The following is a 24,917-nucleotide window of genomic DNA, read 5'->3' as shown; positions in this document are numbered from 1 at the left end:
GCCTGCCTCGTCACCGTACATTTAAGCAGGGGACGGATAATGCAGGAGCCTGCGCATGGAGTTCAACTCAGTCTGCTTTGTCGCCGCCGGCCAGATTCTTCTTCGAGCCGGTCTTGAAATCAGTCTCGTACCAGCCGCTGCCGCTCAGGCGGAAGCCCGGCATGGACAACATCTTCTTGAGCTCTGGCGCCTTGCAGGCCGGGCAATCGACCAGCGGCGCGGCGCTGATCTTCTGAATGGCTTCCAACTGATGACCACAGGAAGCACATTGATAGTCGTACATGGGCATGGAGATGTCTCGGCGATCAGAACGTTACTGCGCCACGCCTGCCCCAGGGATAAAGCCCCGGCATGCGCAGCAAAGCGCGGGATTATATCTGGTAAATCGAGGCAGCGCAGCCGGCTTTCTGACCAGGGCCCTGCCCACCTCGACGGCAGGCCAGCCCCGGCGCCGGCCGATTACTCAGGGTTCGGCGTACTCACCCGGTCTTTCAAGGCGTGAACGACACACACCACCCTGACCAACCCGCTGAAGTTCTTCACCCCGCCATGGCGCAAGTGCACTTCCCGATCGACATAAGACAGCAACGCACTGACCGAGCAGGCGTTGATCCTGGCTATTTCCGCCAGGATGTTCCAATACACCTGCTCAAGTCGCAGGCAAGTGGAAAACCCATTGAGGCGCACCGACCGCGACAATGGCTTGGCCAGCCCCATATCAAACCCCTTCGCAAAGGGGTCGATCGTTATCCTGTGAAAACCACCGGTTTCCATTACTCCGTTACCCACTCCACGTGACATACACCTGACACTCCATTGCCAAACAGCAGCCCACGGGTTCTCCCATTGGGCAGTGGCCCTATAAAACAGCAGGCAGAGACAGGCAGCCAGAAGACGCGGAGTTGATCGACGTAGGACAACGCCAGGAAATGCACGGAAACAAGCGAGCGGCGCCAGGACGGCGCCACTCAAGGCGGGTGTTTACTGGTTTTCGAGCAGGGAACGCAGCATCCACGCGGTTTTTTCGTGAACCTGCATACGCTGGGTCAACAGATCGGCAGTCGGTTCATCGCTGACTTTGTCCAGCAACGGGAAGATACCGCGCGCGGTGCGCGTGACCGCTTCCTGACCCGCCACCAGTTGCTTGATCATCTCTTCGGCACTGGGCACACCTTCTTCTTCCTTGATCGAAGACAGGCGCGCGTAGATCGAATAGGCGCCCGGCGCCGGGAAGCCCAGGGCACGGATACGCTCGGCAATGGAGTCCACCGCCAGCGCCAGCTCGTTGTACTGCTCTTCGAACATCAAGTGCAGCGTACGGAACATCGGCCCCGTGACGTTCCAATGGAAGTTGTGGGTCTTCAGGTACAGTACATAGGTATCGGAAAGCAGTCGCGAAAGCCCGTCGACGATGGATTTACGATCTTCTTCACTGATACCGATATCGATTGCCATGTTTATCCCCTTCAATTGACAAGCATTCATTGATCAGGTGCAGCTCCACTCTAGCAAGAGTACCGGTGGTGCGCAGCCCGACACGCCCAGGTGAGGTGCGGCAAATCGCCCCTGCGTAACCTGCCAGCCGGTGCTGCGCAAGCCTTCACACGCAACGGGAAAACTTCCCTCCACGCCGCTCGAAAACCCTGCACCTGTCTAGGACAAGCGTTTGACGCAGAAATGCCGTGCCCCTTGCAACACCCGGAAATGCTTGATTTGAGTAGGCACAGCCTTTGCTGTTAAATAGGCGGCGTGTCGCTGCCGTTAATTTCCGCGGCAGCCGGCATAGGCTGATACCCGCGCACGTGCCCAACGCCTCCCATTGTTCAGAAGCGAACCGTGCCAGTCAGCTCTTCCTTGTGATCCGTCTTAACGTGAGTTAATCAAAATGTTGAAAATCGTCCACCTGCTAACGGGCGTTGCAGCTTTGCTGCTGTCCTTTATACCGAGCTTGCAACAGGGAAGCCCTCCCTACCTGGAACAACACGACGCTCTGTACCTGGCCTTGTTCGGCCTTCTTAACCTGACGCTGGCACCGGTGATCCCTTACTGGAACAAAGGCACTCGTCATCAACTGCAAAACCTGGTCAGCGCGCTGCTGGTTCTGACCGTTGTCGTACAAACCCTCACCCTCCTGGCACCTATGCCTGAAGTGGGCGGCCACCCGGCCATCCTGCTCAGCCTGGTGATTGCTGTGGTCGCCATCGTTCTTCACCTGGCCATCAGCTTCTACCGTTCGTCCCCGGCGGCCGCGTCGCAAACTTATGACATGACCAATCGGGATACCGGTACCGTCAAGTGGTTCAACACGTCCAAAGGCTTCGGCTTTATTTCCCGCGATTCGGGCGACGATATCTTCGTCCACTTCCGGGCTATTCGCGGTGAAGGCCATCGCGTCCTGGTGGAAGGCCAGCGCGTGGAGTTCTCCGTGATGAATCGCGATAAAGGCCTGCAAGCCGAAGACGTGATCGCTGCCCTGCCGCGTCGCTGATTCCAGCCTTCGCAGCAAAAAAAACCGCGATCCAGCGTTGACTGGATCGCGGTTTTTTATTGCCGGCTATTTAGTAGTGAGGCGGCGGCGCTTCTTCTTCCGAGGTTTCGAACTGCCCGCCCATTTCTTCCTGGCGCTTGAGCAGCGCGGTCATCTGCAACTGCAGGCGTTCGACGGCCCGCTGCTGGGTGACGAGGATGTCATTGAGGGTCTCGATGGTGTCGTCCTGGAAGGCCAGGCGGCTTTCCAGGTCGGTGACGCGGTCTTGCAGGTCCATGGTTCAGCCCTGGGTAAAGATGAAGTCGGCGGGCAACAGCTCGCGCAGGCGGGTGCGGATAGCGGCGACCTGCTCTGCAGTATAAGGCTGCGCCGGATGCTTGCCCCATACCGGCGCAGGCCAGGCGGCATCATCGCGTTTGCGCACGATCACATGCACGTGCAACTGGCTGACCACATTGCCGAGGGCGCCGATGTTCATCTTATCGGCGTTCAAGCCCTCATTGAGCAACTGCGCCAACGCCGTGGTTTCCTGCCATAGACGCTGCTGGTCGGCGACATCCAGTTGAAACACTTCACTGATACCGTTGATGCGTGGCACCAGGATGAACCACGGGTAGTTGGAATCATTGGACAGCAGCAGGCGGCAGAGCGGGAAGTCCCCAATGGCCAGTGTGTCTTGTTGCAGGCGTTGATCTAAGGCGAACACGCGGGCACTCCGTTTTTGCAGGTCGATTTCAGACGCCCAGCATACCTTCGAATGCTCAAGGCTTCACGGCGAATGCGGCGAGCCGCGATGCAAGTGGAGAAAAAGACGCACCCTTTCGAGGCAGCCAAATATTTGAGCTACGCTAATCCGGGCCTGAGCGGGATGCACCAAAATGACCCACTTGTGCATCAAAGGGATCCGCCGATTACCCACTCATGGGGGTGAACCGGTAACGTTTTGCCCGGACCGGTTGTTTTTGGGCCTTCTCACAGGTGTGACACCAAAGCGTCAAGGCCAAACAAAACGACGTAAAAAGCCCGTGCTTATGCGGTTTTTACACGGCCGTAACGTTTTTCACGAAAAAATGACATTCGGTTACCGCTTTGTGCACGCTTGTTGCATTCACACCCACATCGTCGGCAACGGCACCCGTTTGGAAGCAGGTGTTTCGCGATAAAAACACAAGCGTTTCAATACGCATCAAGGAAGACTTCAAACTTTGAAACGGGTTTGAAAACAGTATTGAAGTTGTCAGTCCGGTTACAGGTGGACTGTGAATTTGCGACACGGAGATAGCAATTTACGACAGCCTCGTAAAGAAGCTGAAAGGATAGATGGGCAAGTATCGTCAATAGAGTCTGCGTGATATAACTTTGCGCCGACACAAAAAAGAAAGAGCCGCCCAGATAAAAATACAGGTGGGACGGCAGTACTCTTCCTAAACCAAAGGAGCAAATCACGATGCGCGTGATGAAGTGGAGCATGATCGCCCTGGCTGTTTCAGCAGGCACCTCGCAGTTCGCAATGGCCTCTTCCCAGGACGACGCCAAGGGTTTTGTTGAAGACAGCACTTTCAGCATTAATACTCGCGCGCTGTATTTCAGCCGTGACTTCCGCAACAACCCGTCGGGCCCAGGCTCCCAGAGCCGCGCTGAAGAATCCGGCCTGGGCTTCAATGCCCTGTACCAATCGGGCTTCACCCAAGGCACCATCGGTGTCGGTGTTGACGTGATTGGCCTGTTGGGCGTCAAGCTCGACAGCGGCAAAGGCCGCGCAGGCACTGGTCTGTTCCCAACCGGTTCCGATGGTCGCTCGCAAGACGACTACTCCAAAGGCGGCGGCGCGGTTAAATTCCGTATCTCCGATACTGTCCTGAAAATCGGTGACCAGTACACCACAGCCCCTGTATTCGCGTCTGACGACAGCCGCTTGCTGCCAGAGCTGCCACAAGGTATCTCGATCACCAGCAACGAAATCAAGGGCCTGAAGCTGGAAGGCGGTCACTTCACTTCCAGCATCGCTCAGAACCAGACCTACCATGACAGCCTGGGCCTGACCAAAACCGACTTCGTCGGCGGCGTGTACTCTTTCACTCCTGAGTTCACCGGTAGCCTGTACTACGCGAAAACCGAAGATTACTTCCGTAAGTACTACAGCAACCTGAACTGGACCCACGCCCTGAGCAACGACCAATCGTTCGCCTTGGACTTCAACATCTACGACACCAAGAGCGAGGGCGAAGGCCTGCAACGTGCTTACAAGGACAGCGCTCTGCCGTTCGCAGAACGCACCAAGCTCGACAACCGCGCGTTCAGCCTGCAGGGTGCGTACACCATCGGTGCACACACCTTCACCCTGGCAGCCCAAAAAGTCACCGGCGACGGCGACTACGGCTACGGCGTAGATGGCGGCGGCACTGTGTTCCTGGCCAACTCCATCGCTCGTTCCGACTTCAACGCCGAAGGCGAGAAGTCCTACCAGGCGCGTTACGACATCAACATGGCAACCTTCGGCATTCCTGGCCTGAGCTTCATGACTCGTTACGTAACCGGTAGCGGCGCCAACACCGCCACCACCTCGAACGGCAAAGAGTGGGAACGCGACATCGAAGCCAAATACGTGATCCAGAATGGTCCAGCCAAAGACCTGAGCTTGCGTCTGCGTCAAGCCACTTATCGCTCCGGCGATGGTGTGTACTACGGCTCGCCTTCGATCGACGAACTGCGTCTGATCGCGCAATACCCGCTGAACATCTTGTAATTGTCGGTTTAATTACAACGATGACTTAAGGCTTCGGCCTTAAACTAAAAAAGCCGCTCCCCTGCTTTGCAAGGGAGCGGCTTTTTTATTTCAGTTCAGTTACAGCGACCAAATAACTAGCAAGCTAACTAACGAGATTACGCTGACACGTTTAACCTGACCTTTCGGCCAAGTTAACCCCCCCTCTTACTTCGTCTGCGTTTCCTGCATCACGCGAATAACTCGCTGTGGAAACGGAATATCAATATTCGCCGCCTTCAAACGGTCGCGTGCCATTTCATTAAGCATAAACACCACGTCCCAATAATCCGCGGTCTTGGTCCAGCAACGCAGGGACACGGTGATCGAGCTGTCACCCAGGGTCGACACCACGGCCGCCGCCGCCGGATCCGCCAGTACGCGTGGATCTTTTGCCAGCTCCAGCAACACTTCACGGGCTTTCTGCAGGTCGGCGTCATAGTCCACACCCACGTCGAACACCACCTTGCGGGTTGGCTGACGGTTGGTGTTGGTGATGATGCCGTTGGACAGGATGCCGTTCGGGACGATCACCGTCTTGTTGTCGCCGGTCCGCAGCACCGTGTGGAAGATCTGGATGCTGTCGACGGTACCCGAGGTCCCTTGGGCTTCGATCCAGTCACCAATGCGGAACGGGCGGAACAACAGGATCAGCACGCCGCCGGCAAAGTTCGCCAGGCTGCCTTGCAATGCCAGGCCGATGGCCAGGGTAGCGGCACCAATCGCGGCGACGAACGAGGTGGTCGCTACGCCGATCATCGAAGCCACGCTGACAATCAGCATCACCTTCAGCGCAATGTTCGCCAGGCTGGTGATGAAGTGCTGCAAGGCCAGGTCGGCGTTACGGATGGCCAGCAAGCGCCCCACTCGGTGGGTCAGGCGGTTGATCAGCCACCAGCCGATGGCCAGGGTGATCACGGCCAGCAACACGCGGCTGCCGTATTCCATAATCATCGGGATCCAAGACTGCGAGGTCTTGATCAAGTGATCCAGTTCAGCATTCAAATCCATCTACATTCTCCTGGTTACCGGATGTTCGGCGTAGTGAGTGCCCAAAATGCAATTGAGCCCCGGAGGGCTCAAGAGTAGGCGCAGGTTCTGGGGCGTGGGACGTCAAAATCCCCCGCAGGTTCCCCAAGGGGCCATCAGTCGCGGAAGTTATTGAACTGCAGCGGCATATCGAAGGTTTTCGCACGCAAGGCAGCAATCGCCTCTTGCAAGTCATCACGCTTCTTGCCAGTAACGCGTACCTGCTCGCCCTGAATGGCGGCCTGGACTTTGAGCTTGGCATCCTTGATATGCGCAACGATCTTCTTCGCCAGCTCCTTGTCGATGCCTTCCTTGAGCACGGCTTCCTGCTTCATCAGCTTGCCGGAGGCGTAGGCGTCCTTGACTTCAAGGCACTGCACGTCGATCTTGCGCTTGACCAGGGCCAGCTTGAGGATCTCGATCATCGCTTCCAGCTGGAAATCGGCTTCAGCGGTCAGGTTGACGGTCAGTTCCTTTTCCTTGAATTCGAAGCTGCCCTTGCCTTTCAAGTCATAGCGACGGTCCAGCTCCTTGACGGCGTTCTCGACGGCGTTGGTGACTTCGTGTTTGTCCAGTTCGGATACCACGTCGAACGAAGGCATGTCATATCTCCAATATAAGGGGCGGGCTCAGTAGAGATGGAGCGCGCCCGAGCTAAAATGCCGGGGCATTATAGCGGTTCTTTCGTCCCGTTCACTGTGAGCGATCCTACGGAGCAAAAACTGATGTCGACCACCTGGCATATTCTCGGCGCCGGCAGCCTGGGCACACTCTGGGCCACCCGACTGGCGCGCGCCGGCGTGCCCGTGCGGTTGATCCTGCGTGATGAAGCACGCCTGGCGAGCTATCAGTCGAGCAAAGGGCTGACCCTGGTGGAACACGGCGTAGCACATACCTACCCGGTCAGCGCAGAAACGCCCCAAAGTCCGGAGCCGATTCATCGTCTGCTGGTGGCGTGCAAGGCCTACGACGCCCAGAGCGCCGTCGCACAGCTGCAGCACCGACTGGCACCCGACGCGGAGCTGATCCTGCTGCAGAACGGCCTCGGCAGCCAGGACGCGGTGGCCGCGCAACTGCCCCAGGCGCGCTGCATCTTTGCCTCCAGCACCGAGGGTGCGTTCCGCGATGGCGACTGGCGCGTGGTGTTCGCCGGCCATGGCTACACCTGGCTGGGGGACGTGAGCCAGCCGACCCCGCCGCTGTGGCTGGATGACCTGCACGCTGCCGGCATCCCCCACGAATGGAGCACCGACATTCTTACGCGCCTGTGGCGCAAACTGGCGCTCAATTGCGCGATCAACCCGCTGACCGTGCTGTATCAGTGCCGCAACGGCGAACTGCAGAGCCATCAATGTGAAGTCGCAACCTTGTGCGCCGAACTCGGCGAACTGCTCGAATGCTGCGGCCAACCGGCTGCCGCGCTGGACCTGCAGCACGAAGTCGAGCGCGTGATCCAGGCCACCGCCGCGAATTACTCCTCCATGTACCAGGACGTGGCCAACGGGCGCCGTACCGAAATCAGCTTTTTGTTGGGCTATGCTTGCCAGGCGGCAACACGTCACCAGTTGAACCTGCCCCATGTGCAACAACTGCAGGTACGCCTGGTCGACCAGTTGCTTGCACGCGGATTGCCCCGCGACTGAGCCACGCGCTACCCTGCCCGTCTGTCTATCACCTGGGAAAACCCTGATGCCGCTGCGCCAGCGTCTAGAAAACCTACCGGTCGGGCAGAAACTGCTCGCCGCCTTGCTGGTGTTGCTGACCACCGTATTGCTGGTGGCCAACCTGACCTTTATCAGCGCCGCCTATTGGATCTCGCAGGAAAGCATGGCGCCCCAGGCCCTGCAGGCCATCGGCCGGCTGGTGTCCAACCCGGCCCTCGCCGCCGAAGCCCTCGAATCCCCCGCTAAAGCCGACGCGCTGCTGAATGAGCTGACCAGCTATTCGCCGTTGCGCGCCGCAGCGCTGTACGACGGCGAGGGCAACCGCCTGGCGCAGATGCAACACGGCGACCGCCTGCACCTGCCGGACAACTACCGGCATATCGAGGCCTGGCGGGTCACTGAATTTCGCAGTAACCAGATCATCACCCTGCCCCGCGCGGGCCAGCCATCAGGGCATCTGCTGCTGGTGGCCAGCAGCGAACTGCCGGTGGCTTTCTATACCGGCACGCTGACGGCCAGCCTGGGCATCCTGATTTTCAGTGTGTTGTTGTGGCTGGTCATCGCCCGGCAAATCAAACGCCTGATCACCCGGCCGATCCATGAACTGGAAGAACTCTCACGCCAGGTCACCCGCGAAGAGAACTACGCCCTGCGCGCCGGGCGCGGCAACCACGATGAAATCGGCAGCCTCGCCGAAGCCTTCAACACCATGCTGTCGCGCATCGAAGCCCGCGAGCAACAGCTCAAGCGCGCGCGCGACGACTCCCAGGCCGCCTACGATCAAGCACAAGGCCTGGCCGAAGAGACGCGCCACACCAACCGCAAGCTCGAACTGGAAGTCCAGGTTCGCAGCAAGATCGAGAAAAAGCTCACCGGCTTTCAGAATTATCTGAACAGCATCATCGACTCGATGCCGTCGGCGCTGATCGCCCTGGACGAGCAGCTCTACGTCACGCAGTGGAACCAGGAAGCCAGCGCGCTCTCCGGTACGCGCCTGGATGAAGCCTTGAACCAGCCGATCTACCTGGCGTTCCAACCGCTCAAGCCGTACCTGCCGCAGATCAAGGCCACGGTCGAACAACACACGGTGGAGCGCATCGAACGCGTCACCTGGATCAAGGACGACGAGCCCAAGCATTACGCCCTGACCTTTTACCCGCTGACCGGCGGTGCCGGGCGCGGCGTGGTGATCCGTATCGACGACATCACCCAGCGCCTGTCCCTGGAAGAAATGATGGTGCAGTCGGAGAAGATGCTTTCCGTGGGTGGCCTGGCTGCCGGCATGGCCCACGAAATCAACAATCCGCTGGGGGCAATCCTGCACAACGTGCAGAACATTCGCCGCCGGCTGTCATCCGATCTCCCCAAGAACCTGGAGCATGCCGAACAGGTGGGCATCGAGCTGGAGAGGGTCAATCGCTACCTGCAAAGTCGCGAAGTGCCGCAACTGCTCGACGGCATCCAGCAAGCCGGGGCGCGGGCGGCGAAGATCGTCACCCACATGCTCAGCTTCAGCCGCCGCAGCAACCGACAGATGGCGCCTTGCGATCTACCGGCGCTGATCGACCAGGCGGTGGAAATTGCCGGCAACGACTTCGACCTGACCATCGGCTTCGACTTCAAGGGCCAGGCCATCATCCGCCAGTTCGACCCGCAACTGGGTCCGGTACCCGGCACGGCCAACGAGCTGGAACAAGTGCTGCTCAACCTGCTGAAGAACGCCGCCCAGGCCATTCACCTGCGCGAAGACGACAGCGAGCCGGGGCGCATCATCCTGCGCACGCGCCTCAACCCGCCGTGGGCGGAGATTCAGGTCGAAGACAACGGCATCGGCATGAGCGAAAACGTGCGCAAACGGACCTTCGAGCCGTTCTTCACCACCAAGGAAATCGGCCAGGGCACCGGGCTCGGGCTGTCAGTGTCATATTTCATCATCACCAACAACCACAAGGGCCAGATGGAAGTGCATTCCACCCTCGGCCAAGGCACCTGTTTCACCCTGCGCCTGCCCTTGGCCGGCAGCCAACTGCCACCTTACGAACTAACCGAACTGGAGCACTGACCATGGGCTTTCGCCTGTCGAAGATCTACACCCGCACTGGCGACAAGGGCGAGACCGGCCTCGGCGATGGCCGCCGCGTGCCCAAGGACCACCCGCGCGTGGAGGCGATTGGCGAAGTCGATACGCTCAACAGCCAGTTGGGGTTGCTCCTCGCCAGCCTGGAAGAGCAAAGCGGCCAGCACCCGGCGCTCAAGGAGGTGATCGAGGTGCTGAGCCCGTGCCAACATCGCCTGTTTGACCTGGGCGGTGAACTGGCCATGCCGGTGTACAAGGCGCTGAATGCAGCAGAGGTGGATCGGCTGGAAGCAGCGATCGATCGCTGGAACGAGGAAGTCGGGCCGCTGGAAAACTTTATCTTGCCCGGTGGCTCGGCGTTGATCGCTCAGGCCCACGTGTGCCGTAGCCTGGCGCGCAGCGCGGAGCGGCGGTGTCAGCATCTGAATGCGATTGAGCCGCTGGAGGGGGTGGGGTTGGCGTATATCAATCGGCTGTCGGATTTGCTGTTTGTGGCAGCCAGGATAATCGCCAAGCGCCAGGGGGTAGCCGAGATTCTGTGGCAGGCAGCGGCGAAGCCACACTGATGATTATTTAGCGCCTGGTTGGCCCCGTCGCAGGCAAGCCCGCTCCCACATTTGAATGCATTCCAGCGTTGGAATCCGATCGAATGTGGGAGCGGGCTTGCTCGCGAAGAGGCCCGTCAGAACAGCATCAAACCTGCGGCCAGAACGCCCGAATTCCAGCCACACCCTGAGCCCCGGCTTCCCAAGCCTGTTCCCGCTCAGCAGGCCCTACCCCGCCCAGCAGAAACACCGGCTTGCTGAACCCACGGATCAACTCTGCCGCCTGCTCCCAACCCAAAGGCTGGGCATCAGGATGCGTCTGCGTCGGCTGCACGGGCGACAGCGTGACAAAATCCACGTCCATCATTTCTGCCAGCGCCAACTCTTCGGCGTTGTGGCACGAGGCTGCCAACCAGCGATCCTTCGGCAGTGGCCGCCCCTTACTGGCGTACTTGCGCAGCTGCGCCGAAGTCATGTGCCAACCGGCTGCTGGGAAATCCCCCAGCCATTCAAATGGCCCCTTGAGCATCAGTTGCGCCTTGCCCGCACACAGGCCCACCGCATCCACCGCCAGATCACGGTATTTAGGGTCGTAGCCGTTGGGTGCACGCAATTGAATCAGCTTGATGCCGCCAGCGATGGCTTTCTGGATGCCGCGCAGCAACGTCGGGGGTTCCAGCTCGCCCGGGGTGATCAGGTACTCGGACGGCAAGCGCGCAGCAGCCACGATGGGCGCGTTCGCTGCGGGAAACTCATAGCTGAGCAAATCCCGCGGGGCCACCCACTCCAGCGGTTGTCCTTCGGCACCATGAGGCTCGCCGGTAAACGCCGAGACATCCCAGACATCCAGCAACACCTGCTTGTCCGGGTAGTCGTGCTGCACCTTGATCAGCGGCCGCGCCGCGGTGACCTGGATACCCAGCTCTTCCTGCAATTCGCGCGACAGCGCGGTGGCGACCGACTCATCGGCCTCCACCTTGCCCCCAGGAAACTCCCAGAGGCCGCCCTGATGCTGGGTATCGGCACGGCGCGCGAGCAGGATCCTGCCATCGACACCGCGGATCACCGCTGCTGCTACATGCACTCGTTTCACCGCGCTTTCCTCTTTGCTATCAGGTGCGGTATTCCGCATTGATCTTCACGTACTCGTGGGACAGGTCGGTGGTCCAGATGGTTTCGCTGCACGCGCCGCGCCCCAACTCGATACGGATAGTGATTTCTTCCTGCTGCATCACCGCCGAGCCCTGGGCTTCGGTGTAGGTTTCGGCGCGGGCACCACGACTGGCAATGCACACGTCGCCCAGGAACACGTCGATCTTGCTCACGTCCAGGTCCGGCACGCCGGCACGGCCGACGGCGGCGAGGATCCGGCCCCAGTTCGGGTCGGAGGCGAACAGCGCAGTCTTGATCAGCGGCGAGTGGGCCACGGTGTAGCCGACATCCAGGCATTCCTGGTGGTTGCCACCGCCGTTGACTTCAACTGTGACGAACTTGGTCGCACCCTCACCGTCGCGCACGATGGCCTGGGCCACGTCCATGCACACTTCGAACACGGCCTGCTTCAGGGCAGCGAACAGCGGGCCTTCGGTAGAGGTGATTTCCGGCAGGTTGGCCTGGCCGGTGGCAATCAGCATGCAGCAGTCGTTGGTCGAGGTATCGCCATCGATGGTGATGCGGTTGAACGACTTGTTGGCGCCGTCCAGCATCAGGCGCTGCAGCACGTCGCGGGAGACTTTGGCGTCGGTGGCGATGTAGCCGAGCATGGTGGCCATGTTCGGGCGGATCATGCCTGCACCCTTGCTGATGCCGGTCACGGTGACGGTCACGCCATCGTGCACGAACTGGCGACTGGCGCCTTTTGGCAGGGTGTCGGTGGTCATTATGCCGGTCGCCGCCGCAGCCCAGTTATCCACAGACAGGTCGTCCAGCGCGGCTTGCAGGGCGCCTTCGATTTTTTCCACCGGCAGCGGCTCGCCGATCACACCGGTGGAGTACGGCAGCACCTGGCTGGCATCCACGCCGGTCAGTTGAGCCAGCTTGGCGCAGGTACGTGCAGCGGCCACCAGGCCCGGCTCGCCGGTACCGGCGTTGGCATTCCCGGTGTTGGTGAGCAGATAACGGATCGGGCCGGCAACGCGTTGCTTGGCCAGGATCACCGGTGCAGCGCAAAAGGCGTTGAGGGTGAATACACCCGCGACAGTCGAGCCTTCGGCACAGCGCATCACCACTACATCCTTGCGCCCTGGGCGCTTGATGCCGGCCGAAGCGATACCAAGCTCAAAACCGGCAACCGGGTGCAATGTGGGCAAAGGACCAAGACCAACAGCCATGAATGCGCTCCTTAAAAATAGGTGATGTCTGTGCCGTCGCGATCGACGGTGAAATTAATGGCAAAACGCCGCGACGGCAAAAGCCGGTCGCGGCGCGAGGTGTTGCAGCGTCAGGCAAAAATCTTAGTTGATTTCGCCGTGGCAGTGTTTGAACTTCTTGCCCGAACCGCACCAGCACAGCTCATTGCGGCCCAGCTTCTGCTCGTTGCGCACCGGGGTTTGAGCCAGGGCCACATCGACCTCTTCGCCCAATACCTCAGGGGCTTCCAGGCCCGGCGCTTCGTCGTGCTGGAACTGCATGCGCGCCGCCAGTGCCTCGGCTTCCTGACGCAGGCGAGCTTCTTCCTCGATCGGGTCTTCGCGACGCACCTGAACGTGGGACAGCACGCGAATCGAATCGCGCTTGATCGAATCGAGCAGCTCGGAGAACAACGTGAACGACTCGCGCTTGTACTCCTGCTTCGGGTTCTTCTGGGCGTAGCCACGCAGGTGGATACCGTGACGCAGGTGATCCATGGTCGACAGGTGGTCTTTCCACAGGTCGTCCAGCACGCGCAGAACGATTTGCTTCTCGAAGGTGCGCAGTGCTTCGGCACTCGCCTGCTCTTCTTTCTCGTTGTACGCGGCCAGCAATTCGGCCATCAGTTTTTCGCGCAGGGTTTCTTCATACAGGTGATCGTCTTCGTCGAGCCACTGCTGGACCGGCAAGTCGACACCGAAGTCGCTCTTCAACGCCGCTTCCAGGCCAGCGACATCCCACTGCTCAGGCAGCGATTGTGGCGGGATGTGTGCGCTGACGGTGGCGTTGAGCACGTCCTGGCGGAAATCGGCAATGGTCTCGCCAATGTTGTCGGCGGCCAGCAACGTGTTACGCATGTGATAGATCACTTTACGCTGTTCGTTGTTGACGTCATCGAACTCCAGCAGCTGCTTGCGAATGTCGAAGTTGCGGCCTTCAACCTTGCGCTGGGCTTTCTCGATGGCGTTGGTCACCATGCGGTGCTCGATCGCTTCACCGGACTGCATGCCCAGGGCCTTCATGAAGTTCTTCACCCGGTCCGAGGCGAAGATACGCATCAGGCTGTCTTCCAGGGACAGGTAGAAGCGGCTGGAACCGGCGTCACCCTGACGGCCGGCACGACCACGCAGCTGGTTGTCGATACGACGCGATTCGTGACGTTCGGACGCGATCACCTGCAAGCCGCCGGATTCCAGCACGGCCTGGTGACGTTTCTGCCAGTCAGCCTTGATCTGGGCGATTTGCTCAGGGGTCGGGTTGTCCAGCGAGGCCACTTCCACTTCCCAGTTGCCGCCCAACAGAATGTCGGTACCACGACCGGCCATGTTGGTGGCGATGGTCAGTGCGCCTGGGCGACCGGCCTGGGCGATGATCTCGGCTTCTTTTTCGTGGAACTTGGCGTTGAGGACCTTGTGCTCGATGCCTTCCTTGTTGAGCAGGTTGGACACGTGCTCGGAAGTCTCGATGGTGGCGGTACCCACCAGGATCGGACGGCCCTGGGCCATGCCGTCCTTGATGTCGTTGATGATTGCCGCGTACTTCTCTTCGGCAGTCAGGAACACCAGGTCGTTGAAGTCCTTACGCGCCAGAGGCTTGTTCGGCGGAATGACCATGACGGCCAGGTTGTAGATCTGGTGGAACTCGAACGCTTCGGTGTCAGCCGTACCGGTCATGCCGGACAGTTTGTTGTACAGACGGAAGTAGTTCTGGAAGGTGGTGGACGCCAACGTCTGGCTTTCGGCCTGGATGTTGAGGTTTTCCTTCGCTTCGATGGCCTGGTGCAGGCCCTCGGACAGGCGACGACCCGGCATGGTACGACCGGTGTGTTCGTCGACCAGCACAACCTGGCCGTCCTGGACGATGTACTCGACGTTGCGATGGAACAGCTTGTGGGCGCGCAGGCCGGCATATACGTGGGTCAACAGGCCCAGGTTGTGTGCCGAGTACAGGCTTTCACCCTCGGCCAGCTCACCGATCTGGGTCAGCATCTCTTCGACGAACTGGTGACCGGCTTCGTTGAGTTCGACCTGGCGGGTCTTCTCGTCGATGCTGAAGTGACCTTCTTTGGTCACCACGCCTTCCACTTCCTCGATGTGCTGCTCCAGGCGCGGGATCAACTTGTTGATCTCGGTGTACAGGCGCGAGCTGTCTTCGGCCTGGCCGGAGATGATCAGTGGGGTACGGGCTTCGTCGATGAGGATGGAGTCGACTTCGTCGATCACGGCAAAGTTGAGTTCGCGCTGGAATTTTTCTTCCATGCTGAACGCCATGTTGTCGCGCAGGTAGTCGAAACCGAATTCGTTGTTGGTACCGTAGGTGATGTCGGCAGCGTAGGCGGCGCGCTTCTCTTCCGGCGGCTGGAACGGCGTTACCACGCCGACGGTCAGGCCGAGGAATTCATACAGCGGGCGCATCCAGTTGGCGTCCCGGCGAGCCAGGTAGTCGTTCACCGTCACAACGTGCACGCCCTTGCCGGACAGTGCGTTGAGGTAAACGCCCAGGGTTGCCACCAGGGTCTTGCCTTCACCGGTACGCATTTCGGCAATCATGCCTTCATGCAAGGTCATGCCGCCGATCAACTGGACGTCGAAGTGGCGCATGCCCATGACACGCTTACCGGCTTCACGGGCAACCGCAAAGGCTTCGGGAAGCAGCTTGTCGAGGGTTTCACCTTTGGCTATGCGGGCCTTGAACTCTTCGGTCTTGGCGCGCAATTGCTCGTCCGAAAGGGCAACCATCTGCTCTTCGAAGGCATTGACCAGCTGCACCGTCTTGAGCATGCGTTTGACTTCGCGCTCATTCTTGCTTCCAAAAAGTTTCTTTAACAAAGGCGCAAACATATCGGCAGGTTCTTCCACACATAGGGATGGAGGGCGCACCGTCAGTGGCCCGAGCAGCCCTCACGGCCGCATGCGAACGCGCATTCTACCCGGATTCGTGGGTGAGGAAAGTGGCGTTGTTCCCCGATGCTGGCATGGGGCTGTGAGAGGGCTTGTTTAAAATAAGGGCTTTTGGCGGAACTTCAACCCATCGGATGCAGAAGTTACCTATTGATTTGCCGGGCACGGCCCCGGCGATGCATTGCCTGGGGGCGTGCAGACGCTTTCTGCTAAGATGGCGGCTCTGTTACTTAAGGTGTCTAATCATGGCATTTCGCCCTCTTACAGCCCGCGCTCCCGGCGTGTTGCTTCGCGAAGCCAAGCCGTTGAAAGCCATCTTTGGCCACGCGCAACGCTTGGGCCATTTGCAACGCCTGCTCGAAAGCCAACTGCAACCGGCCGCACGTGAACATTGTCATGTGGCGTCCTGGCGTGAAGGCAATTTGCTTTTAATCGTCACTGACGGCCATTGGGCGACCCGTTTGCGCTATCAGCAAAAACGCCTGCAGCGCCAATTGATGGCGTTTGATGAGTTCGCCAGCCTGATGCGCATCCAGTTCAAGGTGCAGCCGCCCACCGTCCAGCAAGGCGCGGTGGGGCATACCATGGATTTGTCGGCCAATGCCGCCGAAACCATTCAGGCAACGGCCGACGGCATCAGCGACCCGGGCCTGCGCGCAGCGCTTGAGCGCCTGGCCGCCCACGCCAAGCCCAAGGCCTGAGCCGTTACTTGCGCTTGCTGCCGCCCAGCAACGAGCCCAACAACCCACGTACCAACTGCCGCCCCATCTGATTGGCGGCTTGCTGCATGGCCGATTTCAGCGCCTTGCCTGCCGTGGTCCCCAGGAACGCGCCGGCCTTGTCGGTAAAGCTCGGCTCCTCGGCGGCGGGCTTGGCCTCTTCGGTCGGCCCCAGCTCCTTGCGCGCCATCAACACTTCGTAGGCAGACTCACGGTCGATCGGCTTGTCGTAGCGCCCCAGCAGCGGTGAACTGGCGACCAGCGCGGCACGCTCGGCCTCGCTCAGTGGTCCGATCCGCGATTGCGGCGGCGCAACCAGCACACGCTGGACGACTTCCGGCGTGCCCTTTTCCTGCAAGGTGCCCACCAATGCCTCACCCGTGCCCAACTCCGTCAACACCGCCAAGGCATCGAATGCCGGGTTTGGCCGAAAACCCTCCGCGACGGCGCGCAGGGATTTCTGCTCTTTGGTGGTAAATGCCCGCAAACCATGCTGGATGCGCAGGCCGAGCTGGGCGAGCACGCTGTCCGGCAGGTCGCCCGGCGACTGGGTGACAAAATACACGCCAACGCCTTTGGAACGAATCAGTCGCACGACCTGCTCCAGGCGGTCCTGCAAGGCCTTGGGCGTATCGGCGAAGAGTAAATGCGCCTCATCGAAAAACAGCGCCAGCAGCGGTTTGTCCGCATCACCGCGTTCGGGCAGTTGCTCGAACAGTTCCGCCAGCAGCCACAACAGGAACGTCGCGTACACCTTCGGCGCCTCATGCACCAGGCGGCTGGCATCCAGCAGATGAATGCGCCCGCGCCCGTCGCCCGTGGGCTGCAGGATATCTTCAAGCTGCAGCGCCGGTTCGCCGAACAACGCCTCCGCGCCCTGCTGCTCCAGCACCGCCAGGCGCCGCAACAGGGCCTGGCTGGAACCGGTGGTCATCAATGCTGCGTCTTCGCCGAGCAGTTCCGGGTGATAACGCAGGTGGTTGAGCAGTGCCTTGAGGTCCTTGAGGTCCAGCAACAACAAGCCTTCGCGGTCGGCCACTTTAAAGGCCGCGTAAAGCGCCGACTGCTGGCTGTCGGTGAGTTCCAGCAAACTGCCGAGCAGCAACGGCCCCATTTCGCTGATGGTCGTACGCAACGGATGACCGGACTGCCCGTGGATATCCCACAACGTCACCGGATAGGCCTTGGCCGTGTAATGGAGGAACGGCATCCCGGCGATCCGCTCAGCCACCTTGCCCTGGGGGTTCGCCGCCGCACCCAGGCCACACAGGTCGCCTTTGATATCCGCGGCAAACACCGCCACGCCCGCGTCACTGAAAGCCTCAGCCAGGCGTTGCAACGTGACGGTCTTGCCCGTGCCGGTAGCGCCGGCGATCAGCCCGTGGCGGTTGGCCAGGCGCATGGCCTGGGCAATCGGCTGGCCAGACAGGTCTGCGCCAATGAGGAGTTGCGAGGAGTCAGGCATTTCGTCACCCATGGTTAATCTTTAGTGTCGCCAGGTCGATACAGGCAAGTGTGAGACCCACAAAGTCCAAAAATAGGTCAGATAGTTCCTACAGGGACCCTTAGCGCTACCGCAAGAAGTATCACACCTTTTTTGACGCTGCCATTTTGCGCCTCCCATAAGGACGCGCTTCGGATATTAAGACCTTAGCGGACCCTACAAGCCATGAATAAAAATCTGCGTTTCAGCCACAAAATCCTGCTTGCAGCCTCCCTTATCGTCATCGCCGCGTTCGCGGTGTTTACCCTCTACAACGACTACCTGCAGCGCAACGCCATTCGCGACAATCTCAACAATTACCTGCATGAGATGGGAAATGTCACTGCCAGCAACATCCAGACCTGGCTGAACGGGCGCATCGCCCTGGTGGAAAACGCCGCACAGAACATCGCCACCAACCCCGAACCATCTGTGGTCGCCAGCCTGCTGGAGCAGAAAGCACTGACAAGCGCCTTCATGGCAACCTACGTCGGCGACAGCCAGGGCGCGTTCACCATCCGCCCCGACACCAAGATGCCGGACGGCTTCGATCCGCGCGTGCGGCCTTGGTACAAAGGTGCGCAGAGCAGCAACGGCTCGACCTTGACCGAGCCCTACATCGATGCCGCCACCGGCAAGTTGATCATTTCCGTGGCCACCCCAAGTAACCGGGGCAGCCAGAGCATCGGCGTGGTCGGCGGCGACCTGAGCCTGCAGACACTGGTGGATAACATTGGCGCGCTGAACTTCGGCGGCACAGGCTATGCGTTCCTGGTGAGTGCCGACGGCAAGGTGCTGGTGCACCCGAACAAAGACCTGGTGATGAAAACCCTGGCCGATGTGTATCCAAAAAACACGCCGAAAATCAGCAGCGATTTCAGCGAAGTCGAGGCCAACGGCAAAGACAACATCGTGACCTTCATCCCGATCAAGGGCCTGCCCTCGGTGAACTGGTACCTGGGTATTTCGGTGGATAAAGACAAATCCTTCGCCATGCTCAGCGAATTCCGCACTTCCGCGGTGATCGCGACGATCATTGCGGTGGTGATCATCATCGCCCTGCTGGGCATGCTGATCCGCGTACTCCTGCAACCGCTGCACGTGATGACCCGCGCCATGCAGGACATTGCCGACGGCGAAGGTGACTTGACCCGCCGCCTGGCGATCCAGAACAACGACGAGTTCGGCACCCTGGGTAACGCGTTCAACCGCTTCGTGGAGCGGATTCACACATCAATCCGCGAAGTGTCCTCGGCCACCGAACAGGTCAATGAAGTGGCATTGCGGGTGGTCAGCGCGTCCAACTCCTCGATGGTCAACTCCGATGAACAGGCCAACCGCACCAACAGTGTGGCCGCCGCCATCAATGAACTCGGGGCCGCCGCCCAGGAAATCGCGCGCAATGCCGCACAGGCCTCCAGCCAGGCCAGCGACGCCAGGCACCTGGCCGAGGACGGCCAACAGGTGGTGGAGCGCAATATCAAGGCGATGACAGAGCTGTCGGCGATGATCAGCGCCTCCAGCGGCAACATCGAAGCGCTCAACAGCAAGACCGTGAATATCGGCCAGATTCTTGAGGTCATCACCAGTATTTCCCAGCAAACCAACCTGCTGGCCCTCAACGCGGCCATCGAAGCCGCCCGCGCAGGTGAGGCTGGCCGTGGTTTTGCGGTGGTGGCCGATGAAGTGCGCAACCTGGCGCATCGCACCCAGGAATCGGCACAGCAAGTGCAAAAAATGATCGAGGAGCTTCAAGTCGGGGCCCGCGACTCGGTCAGCACCATGAGCCAAAGCCAGCGCCACAGTAATGACAGCGTGGAAATCGCCAACCTGGCCGGTGAGCGCTTGAACAGCGTGACGCAGCGCATCGGCGAGATTGATGGCATGAACCAGTCGGTGGCGACTGCGACCGAGGAACAGACCTCGGTGGTAGAGTCGATCAATATGGACATTACCGAGATCAACACGCTTAACCAGGAGGGTGTGGAAAACCTGCACTCGACCCTGCGCGCCTGTGCCGACCTCGAACAGCAGGCGGCCAGGCTGAAGCAACTGGTTGGCAGCTTCCGGATCTGACAGAAATCCTCCAACCCCTGCAGGAGCGGGCTTGCCCGCTCCTGCGTGGTCGTTGTCTGCGACGACACACTCATCCCGATCGAACATCTATCCTTACCTCAGGTCCACGTTAAGGAGAGCAATGGATCGGAGGGATGTTCATCGTGCATATCGCTGACATAACCATGTTCTACGCCCCAGCCAGCGGCGGCGTGCGGACTTATCTGGACGCCAAGCACCGACGCTTGACGCTCAAGCCCGGCATTCGCCACAGCCTGTTGATCCCCGGCGCCCACTTGAGCGAACAGGATGGGGTGTACAAGGTACCGGCCCCCGCCCTGCCCTTCGGCAAAGGCTATCGATTCCCGCTGCGCCTGGCGCCATGGCGAAACGTCCTGCACGATTTACAGCCCGATCTGATCGAAGTCGGCGATCCCTATCTCACCGCGTGGGCCGCACTGGATGCTCGGCGCCAGCTGGATGTACCGGTCATCGGCTTTTATCACTCCGATCTGCCGTTGCTGGTCAGCAACCGCATGGGGCCGTGGTTTACCCCGAACGTTGAAGCCTATGTCAGCAAACTCTATGGGAATTTTGACCGGGTACTGGCTCCCAGCCAGGTGATGGCCGACAAACTCACCGGGCTTGGCGTGAAGAACGTCTTCGTTCAGCCGTTGGGCGTGGACCTGCAAACCTTCACACCCGAGGTCCGCGATCCCGGCTTGCGCGCCGAACTGGGGATCAGTGAAGACACGCGCCTGCTGATCTTCGCCGGGCGCGGTTCGAAGGAGAAAAACCTGCCGGTGCTGCTCAACTGCATGAAGCGCCTGGGCGATGGCTACCACCTGCTATTGGTCGGGTCTGGCATGCCCGCGAGCGTGCCGGACAACGTTACGGTGATCGACGGCTTCCGCCCGGCCGCACATGTCGCGCGTTTGATGGCCAGCGCCGATGCGCTCCTGCATGGCGGCGATCAGGAAACGTTTGGCCTGGTCATCCTCGAAGCGATGGCCTGCGGTATCCCGGTAATCGCCGTGGCCGCCGGGGCCTTCAATGAAATTGTCGACGAGCGCTGTGGCCTGCTGTGCACGCCGAACAATCCCAAGGCGATGGCCGACGCGGTGCGCGAACTGTTCAGCGTCGACAGCCAACGCCTGGGTGCGCAGGCCCGGCGGCATGTAGAACACCATTACGCGTGGGATACGGTGGTCGACAGCCTGCTCGGCCATTACTGCGCGGTACTCGGTACCCACAAGCCGATGCTCTGCCATGGCTGAGCGTTCGGTCTTGCTGGTATTGCACGATGTGGCGCCGCACAACTGGGTCGACTACCGCCCCTTCGTCGAAGCGGTGGACGCGCTGGGCGCGGTGCCTATCACTTGGCTGGTGGTGCCGGACTTTCATCATCAGGATGCCTTGCCCGCCGAAGGCGAGTTTCGGCGACTGCTTGACAGCCGCGTCGCCAGGGGCGATGAACTGGCGCTGCATGGCTACTCCCATAGCGACGACCAACCGTCGCCGCGCACGCCAAAAGACTGGTTCATGCGACGCATCTATACCCACGAAGGTGAATTTTACCAGCTGTCAGAAGCCCAAGCCCTGGAACGTCTGCATAAAGGTATCGAGGTATTTCGCGAAAACCACTGGCCCCTCCACGGCTTCGTCGCACCGGCCTGGTTGATGAGCCCAGGCACCCGTGAAGCCTTGCGCCAATTACCCCTGAGCTACACCAGTGATCCGCAACACCTGTATCGGCTGCCGGATTTCACCCCGGTGGCGGCTCCCGGCCTGGTGTGGAGTGCGCGCAGCAGCTGGCGCCGGGGCGTGTCCAAAATCCTCAGCGACCGCCGCGAGCAACGCTGGCAAAACGCCCCGGTGATTCGCCTGGGCCTGCATCCTGTGGACATGCGTCATGACTTTTCCCGCCGCTATTGGCTCGAAACGCTGCAACGCCTGCTGGACGCGGGTCGCACGCCTATGACCAAAGTGGCCTGGCTGGCTTCCCAACCATGAGCCGCTTGCTCTGGCTGTTGCTGGCGCTGATCGTCGCGCTGATCATTCCGGCGTGGCTGGGCGGCGGTGAAACCGTGGCGCGCCTGGTGCAATTCCCCTGGCAACTGTTACTGGCCATGTTCGCCATGATCGTAGTGTGCTGGGTGATCAACAGCATGCGCCTGCGCCTGCTGCTGGGTGAGCACATCGGCCAACTGAGCCGTGTGAAAAGCCTCGGTGTCGTGATGTCGACCGAGTTCGCCATGTGCGCCACCCCCGGTGGCAGTGGCGGCCCACTGACCTTGATGGCGTTGCTCGCGCGCAACGGCATACGACCAGCCCATGGCAGCGCGGTGTTTGCCATGGACCAGTTGAGCGATTTGCTGTTCTTTTTATGCGCACTGACGGGCATTGCGCTGTATGCCCTTTTCCACACCCTGAACCCGCGACTGGAATGGCTGCTGGAGCTCAGCGCTGTATCGATGGTGGGTGGGCTGTTCTGTGGCGTATTGCTGGTGCGCTTTCACCGCCAGGCCATCCGCCTGACGGGCGCGGTCCTCAAGCAACTACGGGTGCGCCCAAAGGTTCGTCGACGCTGGGCGCGCAGGCTGTTGCGCTTCCTGGCGGCATTCACCGACACGCTGAAATTGCCGTGGTCTACGTTGATAAGCGTATTTTTTCTCACGAGCGCGCACTGGACCCTGCGCTACAGCGTGCTCTATCTGGCGTTACGCGGATTGGGCGGGGATGTGCAATGGGCCTGGAGCTTTCTGATCCAGATGCTTGCATTGACGGCCGGGCAATTCAGCCTGCTACCTGGCGGGGCGGGGGCTGCGGAATTGACCTCCGCGGCGTTACTGGCGCCCATGGTCGGCAAATCCACCGCAGCGGCGGCAATCCTGATCTGGCGCGCCGTAACGTATTACTTTTATCTGCTGGCCGGCGGGCCGGTATTTCTACTGATGGTTGGCAAGCCTTTGCTCAAGCGTCTTTTTCAGCGGGCCCAAGCGGCGCGTCCGGGGTCTGCAACTGCTCCCACAACTGGGCGGCACCAGGAAAGTCAGTACCGTCCTCCGCATCCAGCGCGTCCGGGTCATAGCGACTCAGACAGCCTTCGCCCACGGTAGCGGGCGCCTTGGAGGTGGCTTTATCGAGTGGATCGCTCATGGTCAAAATCCTCAACGGCAGGCAAAGAAAAAGGGCCTGGGACGATTTAACGCCCAGGCCCCTCATTCTTCAATCACAACGCGTCAATCAGAACACGACGGTCTTGTTGCCGTGCACCAGCACGCGGTCTTCCAGGTGGTAGCGCAGCCCTCGGGCCAGCACCATCTTCTCGACATCGCGGCCGAAGCGCACCATGTCTTCAATGCTGTCGCTGTGGCTGACACGCACCACGTCCTGCTCGATGATCGGGCCGGCGTCCAGCTCTTCGGTGACGTAGTGGCAGGTTGCGCCGATCAGCTTGACCCCACGCAGGGAAGCCTGATGGTACGGCTTGGCACCGACGAACGATGGCAGGAAACTGTGGTGAATGTTGATCACCTTGCCAGCGTATTCGCTGCACAGTTCCGGCGGCAGGATTTGCATGTAGCGCGCCAGGACCACGACATCGGCCTCGTGCTGTTTGACCAGGCGAGACACTTCGGCGAACGCCGGCTCCTTGTCCTGCGGGTTGACCGGCACGTGGTAGTACGGGATGCCATGCCATTCGACCATGCTGCGCAGGTCGTCATGGTTGGAAATAACGCAGGCAATATCACAGTCCAACTCGTCGCTGTGCCAGCGGTGCAGCAAGTCCGCCAGGCAATGGGACTCACGACTGGCCATCAGCACCACGCGTTTTTTCTGCTCGGTGTCGGTGATGCGCCAGGTCATCGAAAACTCTTCGGCGATCGGCGCAAAGGCCTCGCGAAAAGCCTCGAGACCAAACGGCAGCGTGTCGGCACGGATTTCGTGACGCATGAAGAACCAACCGCTGAGATTATCCGAGTGATGGCTCGCCTCGGTAATCCAGCCATTGTGGGAAGCCAGAAAGTTACTGACTTTGGCAACGATGCCGACCCGGTCCGGGCAAGCAATCACCAGCCGAAAAGTGCGCATTAGGGGAAAACTCCAGAACTTCGCAAAGGCCGCCATTCTAGCGATTGCGCAGGAAAACTGCAGTATTCGTTAACGCTTATTCTGATCGCCGGCCTGGCCCTTGCCCCTTAATCGCCTAAGGTTTTACCACCTTAATATGAATCTACTGCGTCACCTTGGATTCTTCCACGGTTTGTCAGGCGATTACCTTAAGGTCTACGACCTAGTAATTAACTCGATTGCGTAGGTTTGTTAAAAACATTCAACGCAATTCACATAAATGCACGCTTAAATGTTTACTTGGGCAAACCGCCTGACTATTATTAGGTCACTGTCCCTGTCAATCAGCGCTCTACATAAGGTAGTCCACATGTCTCTGATCAACGAATACCGTGCCACCGAAGAAGCTATCAAAGAGCTGCAAGCCCGTTTGAAGAACCTGTCCCAAGACGACAAACTGCAAACCGAGCTGGAATTCGAAGGCAAATTGCGCACCCTGATGGGCGAATACTCCAAATCCCTGCGTGACATCATCGCACTGCTGGATCCAGAGTCGAAAGTTAAAGCACCGCGTGGCGCCGTGAAAACTACCGGTACCAAGCGTGCTCGCAAAGTCAAACAATACAAAAACCCGCACAACGGCGAAGTGATTGAAACCAAAGGTGGCAACCACAAAACCCTGAAAGAGTGGAAAGCCAAGTGGGGCGGTGACGTGGTTGAAGGCTGGGCTACCCTGCTGGGCTAAGCTTCGCCAGGCTTGCGCCTGATCC

At 59.9% G+C, this 24,917-nt stretch carries 23 protein-coding genes and 1 pseudogene; 12 read left to right on the top strand and 12 right to left on the bottom strand.

Going from position 1 to position 24,917, the window contains the following annotated elements:
* Positions 1-67 precede the first annotated feature (67 nt).
* The 3 genes from AC07SI_RS24545 to AC07SI_RS24535 form a co-directional block, all read right to left on the bottom strand.
* Positions 68-289, bottom strand: a complete 222-nt coding sequence (locus AC07SI_RS24545; RefSeq protein WP_048727052.1) for an FmdB family zinc ribbon protein — start codon at positions 287-289, stop codon at positions 68-70.
* Positions 290-459: 170 nt separating this feature from the next.
* On the bottom strand, positions 460-801 hold the full coding sequence (locus tag AC07SI_RS24540) for a ribbon-helix-helix domain-containing protein (RefSeq protein ID WP_495006665.1): 342 nt from the start codon (positions 799-801) through the stop codon (positions 460-462).
* Between the two features lie 180 nt (positions 802-981).
* Positions 982-1,455 carry a Dps family protein gene (locus AC07SI_RS24535; RefSeq protein WP_003193874.1) on the bottom strand — a complete coding sequence of 158 codons (474 nt, stop codon included), beginning with the start codon at positions 1,453-1,455 and terminating at the stop codon, positions 982-984.
* Positions 1,456-1,885: 430 nt separating this feature from the next.
* On the opposite strand from AC07SI_RS24535, the gene AC07SI_RS24530 reads away from it, so the two are divergent.
* Complete coding sequence (locus AC07SI_RS24530; RefSeq protein WP_065908829.1) at positions 1,886-2,488, top strand: cold-shock protein; 603 nt, start codon at positions 1,886-1,888, stop codon at positions 2,486-2,488.
* A gap of 70 nt (positions 2,489-2,558) precedes the next feature.
* Here the strand turns inward: AC07SI_RS24530 and AC07SI_RS24525 are convergent, their stop codons facing one another.
* Both AC07SI_RS24525 and AC07SI_RS24520 read right to left on the bottom strand, forming a co-directional pair.
* Positions 2,559-2,765 (bottom strand): SlyX family protein, encoded by a 207-nt coding sequence (locus AC07SI_RS24525; RefSeq protein ID WP_015885618.1) that lies wholly within the window; start codon positions 2,763-2,765, stop codon positions 2,559-2,561.
* Between the two features lie 3 nt (positions 2,766-2,768).
* Positions 2,769-3,194 (bottom strand): HIT domain-containing protein, encoded by a 426-nt coding sequence (locus tag AC07SI_RS24520; RefSeq protein ID WP_065908824.1) that lies wholly within the window; start codon positions 3,192-3,194, stop codon positions 2,769-2,771.
* Positions 3,195-3,935: 741 nt separating this feature from the next.
* Here AC07SI_RS24520 and AC07SI_RS24515 point away from each other — a divergent pair.
* Complete coding sequence (locus AC07SI_RS24515) at positions 3,936-5,234, top strand: OprD family porin (protein ID WP_495006664.1); 1,299 nt, start codon at positions 3,936-3,938, stop codon at positions 5,232-5,234.
* Between the two features lie 186 nt (positions 5,235-5,420).
* Here the strand turns inward: AC07SI_RS24515 and AC07SI_RS24510 are convergent, their stop codons facing one another.
* Both AC07SI_RS24510 and AC07SI_RS24505 read right to left on the bottom strand, forming a co-directional pair.
* The gene (locus AC07SI_RS24510) at positions 5,421-6,263 is read right to left on the bottom strand and encodes a mechanosensitive ion channel family protein (RefSeq protein ID WP_495006663.1); all 843 of its coding nucleotides are present in this window, start codon (positions 6,261-6,263) and stop codon (positions 5,421-5,423) included.
* 134 nt (positions 6,264-6,397) lie between these two features.
* A complete protein-coding gene (locus tag AC07SI_RS24505) occupies positions 6,398-6,883 on the bottom strand; it encodes a YajQ family cyclic di-GMP-binding protein (RefSeq protein ID WP_003193880.1) in 486 nt (161 codons plus the stop codon).
* Positions 6,884-7,006: 123 nt separating this feature from the next.
* Here AC07SI_RS24505 and AC07SI_RS24500 point away from each other — a divergent pair, with 123 nt between their 5' ends.
* Genes AC07SI_RS24500 through AC07SI_RS24490 form a run of 3 tightly spaced genes read left to right on the top strand, consistent with a single transcriptional unit; the run spans position 7,007 to position 10,588 of the window.
* Positions 7,007-7,924, top strand: a complete 918-nt coding sequence (locus AC07SI_RS24500) for a putative 2-dehydropantoate 2-reductase (RefSeq protein WP_495006662.1) — start codon at positions 7,007-7,009, stop codon at positions 7,922-7,924.
* 46 nt (positions 7,925-7,970) lie between these two features.
* On the top strand, positions 7,971-10,007 hold the full coding sequence (locus AC07SI_RS24495) for a sensor histidine kinase (protein WP_065908815.1): 2,037 nt from the start codon (positions 7,971-7,973) through the stop codon (positions 10,005-10,007).
* 2 nt (positions 10,008-10,009) lie between these two features.
* On the top strand, positions 10,010-10,588 hold the full coding sequence (locus AC07SI_RS24490; RefSeq protein ID WP_106802740.1) for a cob(I)yrinic acid a,c-diamide adenosyltransferase: 579 nt from the start codon (positions 10,010-10,012) through the stop codon (positions 10,586-10,588).
* Positions 10,589-10,715: 127 nt separating this feature from the next.
* Here the strand turns inward: AC07SI_RS24490 and AC07SI_RS24485 are convergent, their stop codons facing one another.
* From AC07SI_RS24485 to secA, 3 genes are all read right to left on the bottom strand, one after another.
* On the bottom strand, positions 10,716-11,660 hold the full coding sequence (locus AC07SI_RS24485; RefSeq protein WP_495006661.1) for a Nudix family hydrolase: 945 nt from the start codon (positions 11,658-11,660) through the stop codon (positions 10,716-10,718).
* Between the two features lie 19 nt (positions 11,661-11,679).
* Positions 11,680-12,897 (bottom strand): bifunctional glutamate N-acetyltransferase/amino-acid acetyltransferase ArgJ, encoded by a 1,218-nt coding sequence (gene argJ / locus AC07SI_RS24480; RefSeq protein WP_106802738.1) that lies wholly within the window; start codon positions 12,895-12,897, stop codon positions 11,680-11,682.
* 123 nt (positions 12,898-13,020) lie between these two features.
* Entirely contained in the window at positions 13,021-15,756 is a 2,736-nt protein-coding gene (gene secA / locus AC07SI_RS24475; RefSeq protein WP_065908805.1) for a preprotein translocase subunit SecA, read from the bottom strand.
* Between the two features lie 305 nt (positions 15,757-16,061).
* Between secA and AC07SI_RS24470 the strand changes: the two genes are divergently transcribed.
* Complete coding sequence (locus tag AC07SI_RS24470; protein ID WP_065908804.1) at positions 16,062-16,517, top strand: DUF721 domain-containing protein; 456 nt, start codon at positions 16,062-16,064, stop codon at positions 16,515-16,517.
* Between the two features lie 4 nt (positions 16,518-16,521).
* On the opposite strand, the gene AC07SI_RS24465 is transcribed toward AC07SI_RS24470, so the two are convergent.
* Entirely contained in the window at positions 16,522-18,000 is a 1,479-nt protein-coding gene (locus tag AC07SI_RS24465; RefSeq protein WP_065909853.1) for a helicase HerA-like domain-containing protein, read from the bottom strand.
* Between the two features lie 204 nt (positions 18,001-18,204).
* Between AC07SI_RS24465 and AC07SI_RS24460 the strand changes: the two are divergent.
* From AC07SI_RS24460 to gpgF, 5 genes and pseudogenes are all read left to right on the top strand, one after another.
* Positions 18,205-19,236 (top strand): annotated as a pseudogene (locus tag AC07SI_RS24460) (HAMP domain-containing protein); the annotation flags it as partial.
* A 93-nt stretch (positions 19,237-19,329) separates the two neighbouring features.
* Positions 19,330-20,094, top strand: coding sequence for a methyl-accepting chemotaxis protein (locus AC07SI_RS24455; RefSeq protein ID WP_404940356.1), 765 nt, complete (start codon positions 19,330-19,332; stop codon positions 20,092-20,094).
* 134 nt (positions 20,095-20,228) lie between these two features.
* Positions 20,229-21,350: an N-acetylglucosaminyl phosphatidylglycerol synthase gene (gene gpgS / locus AC07SI_RS24450; protein WP_495006660.1), complete on the top strand. Its 1,122-nt coding sequence runs from the start codon at positions 20,229-20,231 to the stop codon at positions 21,348-21,350.
* Positions 21,343-22,086 carry an N-acetylglucosaminyl phosphatidylglycerol deacetylase gene (gpgD, locus tag AC07SI_RS24445; RefSeq protein ID WP_201145799.1) on the top strand — a complete coding sequence of 248 codons (744 nt, stop codon included), beginning with the start codon at positions 21,343-21,345 and terminating at the stop codon, positions 22,084-22,086. The genes gpgS and gpgD overlap by 8 nt, the downstream gene beginning before the upstream one ends.
* On the top strand, positions 22,083-23,192 hold the full coding sequence (gene gpgF, locus AC07SI_RS24440; protein WP_495006659.1) for a glucosaminyl phosphatidylglycerol flippase: 1,110 nt from the start codon (positions 22,083-22,085) through the stop codon (positions 23,190-23,192). The genes gpgD and gpgF overlap by 4 nt, the downstream gene beginning before the upstream one ends.
* 127 nt (positions 23,193-23,319) lie before the next feature.
* Here the strand turns inward: gpgF and purU are convergent, their stop codons facing one another.
* Positions 23,320-24,168, bottom strand: a complete 849-nt coding sequence (gene purU / locus AC07SI_RS24435; protein ID WP_106802733.1) for a formyltetrahydrofolate deformylase — start codon at positions 24,166-24,168, stop codon at positions 23,320-23,322.
* A gap of 349 nt (positions 24,169-24,517) precedes the next feature.
* On the opposite strand from purU, the gene mvaT reads away from it, so the two are divergent.
* Complete coding sequence (gene mvaT, locus AC07SI_RS24430; RefSeq protein WP_005790963.1) at positions 24,518-24,892, top strand: histone-like nucleoid-structuring protein MvaT; 375 nt, start codon at positions 24,518-24,520, stop codon at positions 24,890-24,892.
* The last annotated feature ends 25 nt before the right edge of the window (positions 24,893-24,917 follow it).

The organism is Pseudomonas sp. GW821-FHT05D12 (assembly GCF_059419825.1).
This window is presented reverse-complemented; position numbering and strand designations above follow the sequence as displayed.

Excerpts from the sequence above, each read along its gene's own strand:
- AC07SI_RS24545 (WP_048727052.1), bottom strand. The coding sequence starts at position 289 with ATGCCCATGTACGACTATCAATGTGCTTCCTGTGGTCATCAGTTGGAA.
- AC07SI_RS24540 (WP_495006665.1), bottom strand. The coding sequence starts at position 801 with ATGTCACGTGGAGTGGGTAACGGAGTAATGGAAACCGGTGGTTTTCAC.
- AC07SI_RS24535 (WP_003193874.1), bottom strand. The coding sequence starts at position 1,455 with ATGGCAATCGATATCGGTATCAGTGAAGAAGATCGTAAATCCATCGTC.
- AC07SI_RS24530 (WP_065908829.1), top strand. The coding sequence starts at position 1,886 with ATGTTGAAAATCGTCCACCTGCTAACGGGCGTTGCAGCTTTGCTGCTG.
- AC07SI_RS24525 (WP_015885618.1), bottom strand. The coding sequence starts at position 2,765 with ATGGACCTGCAAGACCGCGTCACCGACCTGGAAAGCCGCCTGGCCTTC.
- AC07SI_RS24515 (WP_495006664.1), top strand. The coding sequence starts at position 3,936 with ATGCGCGTGATGAAGTGGAGCATGATCGCCCTGGCTGTTTCAGCAGGC.
- AC07SI_RS24510 (WP_495006663.1), bottom strand. The coding sequence starts at position 6,263 with ATGGATTTGAATGCTGAACTGGATCACTTGATCAAGACCTCGCAGTCT.
- AC07SI_RS24505 (WP_003193880.1), bottom strand. The coding sequence starts at position 6,883 with ATGCCTTCGTTCGACGTGGTATCCGAACTGGACAAACACGAAGTCACC.
- AC07SI_RS24500 (WP_495006662.1), top strand. The coding sequence starts at position 7,007 with ATGTCGACCACCTGGCATATTCTCGGCGCCGGCAGCCTGGGCACACTC.
- AC07SI_RS24495 (WP_065908815.1), top strand. The coding sequence starts at position 7,971 with ATGCCGCTGCGCCAGCGTCTAGAAAACCTACCGGTCGGGCAGAAACTG.
- AC07SI_RS24490 (WP_106802740.1), top strand. The coding sequence starts at position 10,010 with ATGGGCTTTCGCCTGTCGAAGATCTACACCCGCACTGGCGACAAGGGC.
- argJ (WP_106802738.1), bottom strand. The coding sequence starts at position 12,897 with ATGGCTGTTGGTCTTGGTCCTTTGCCCACATTGCACCCGGTTGCCGGT.
- secA (WP_065908805.1), bottom strand. The coding sequence starts at position 15,756 with ATGTTTGCGCCTTTGTTAAAGAAACTTTTTGGAAGCAAGAATGAGCGC.
- AC07SI_RS24470 (WP_065908804.1), top strand. The coding sequence starts at position 16,062 with ATGGCATTTCGCCCTCTTACAGCCCGCGCTCCCGGCGTGTTGCTTCGC.
- AC07SI_RS24465 (WP_065909853.1), bottom strand. The coding sequence starts at position 18,000 with ATGCCTGACTCCTCGCAACTCCTCATTGGCGCAGACCTGTCTGGCCAG.
- AC07SI_RS24455 (WP_404940356.1), top strand. The coding sequence starts at position 19,330 with ATGGTCAACTCCGATGAACAGGCCAACCGCACCAACAGTGTGGCCGCC.
- gpgS (WP_495006660.1), top strand. The coding sequence starts at position 20,229 with ATGTTCATCGTGCATATCGCTGACATAACCATGTTCTACGCCCCAGCC.
- gpgD (WP_201145799.1), top strand. The coding sequence starts at position 21,343 with ATGGCTGAGCGTTCGGTCTTGCTGGTATTGCACGATGTGGCGCCGCAC.
- gpgF (WP_495006659.1), top strand. The coding sequence starts at position 22,083 with ATGAGCCGCTTGCTCTGGCTGTTGCTGGCGCTGATCGTCGCGCTGATC.
- purU (WP_106802733.1), bottom strand. The coding sequence starts at position 24,168 with ATGCGCACTTTTCGGCTGGTGATTGCTTGCCCGGACCGGGTCGGCATC.
- mvaT (WP_005790963.1), top strand. The coding sequence starts at position 24,518 with ATGTCTCTGATCAACGAATACCGTGCCACCGAAGAAGCTATCAAAGAG.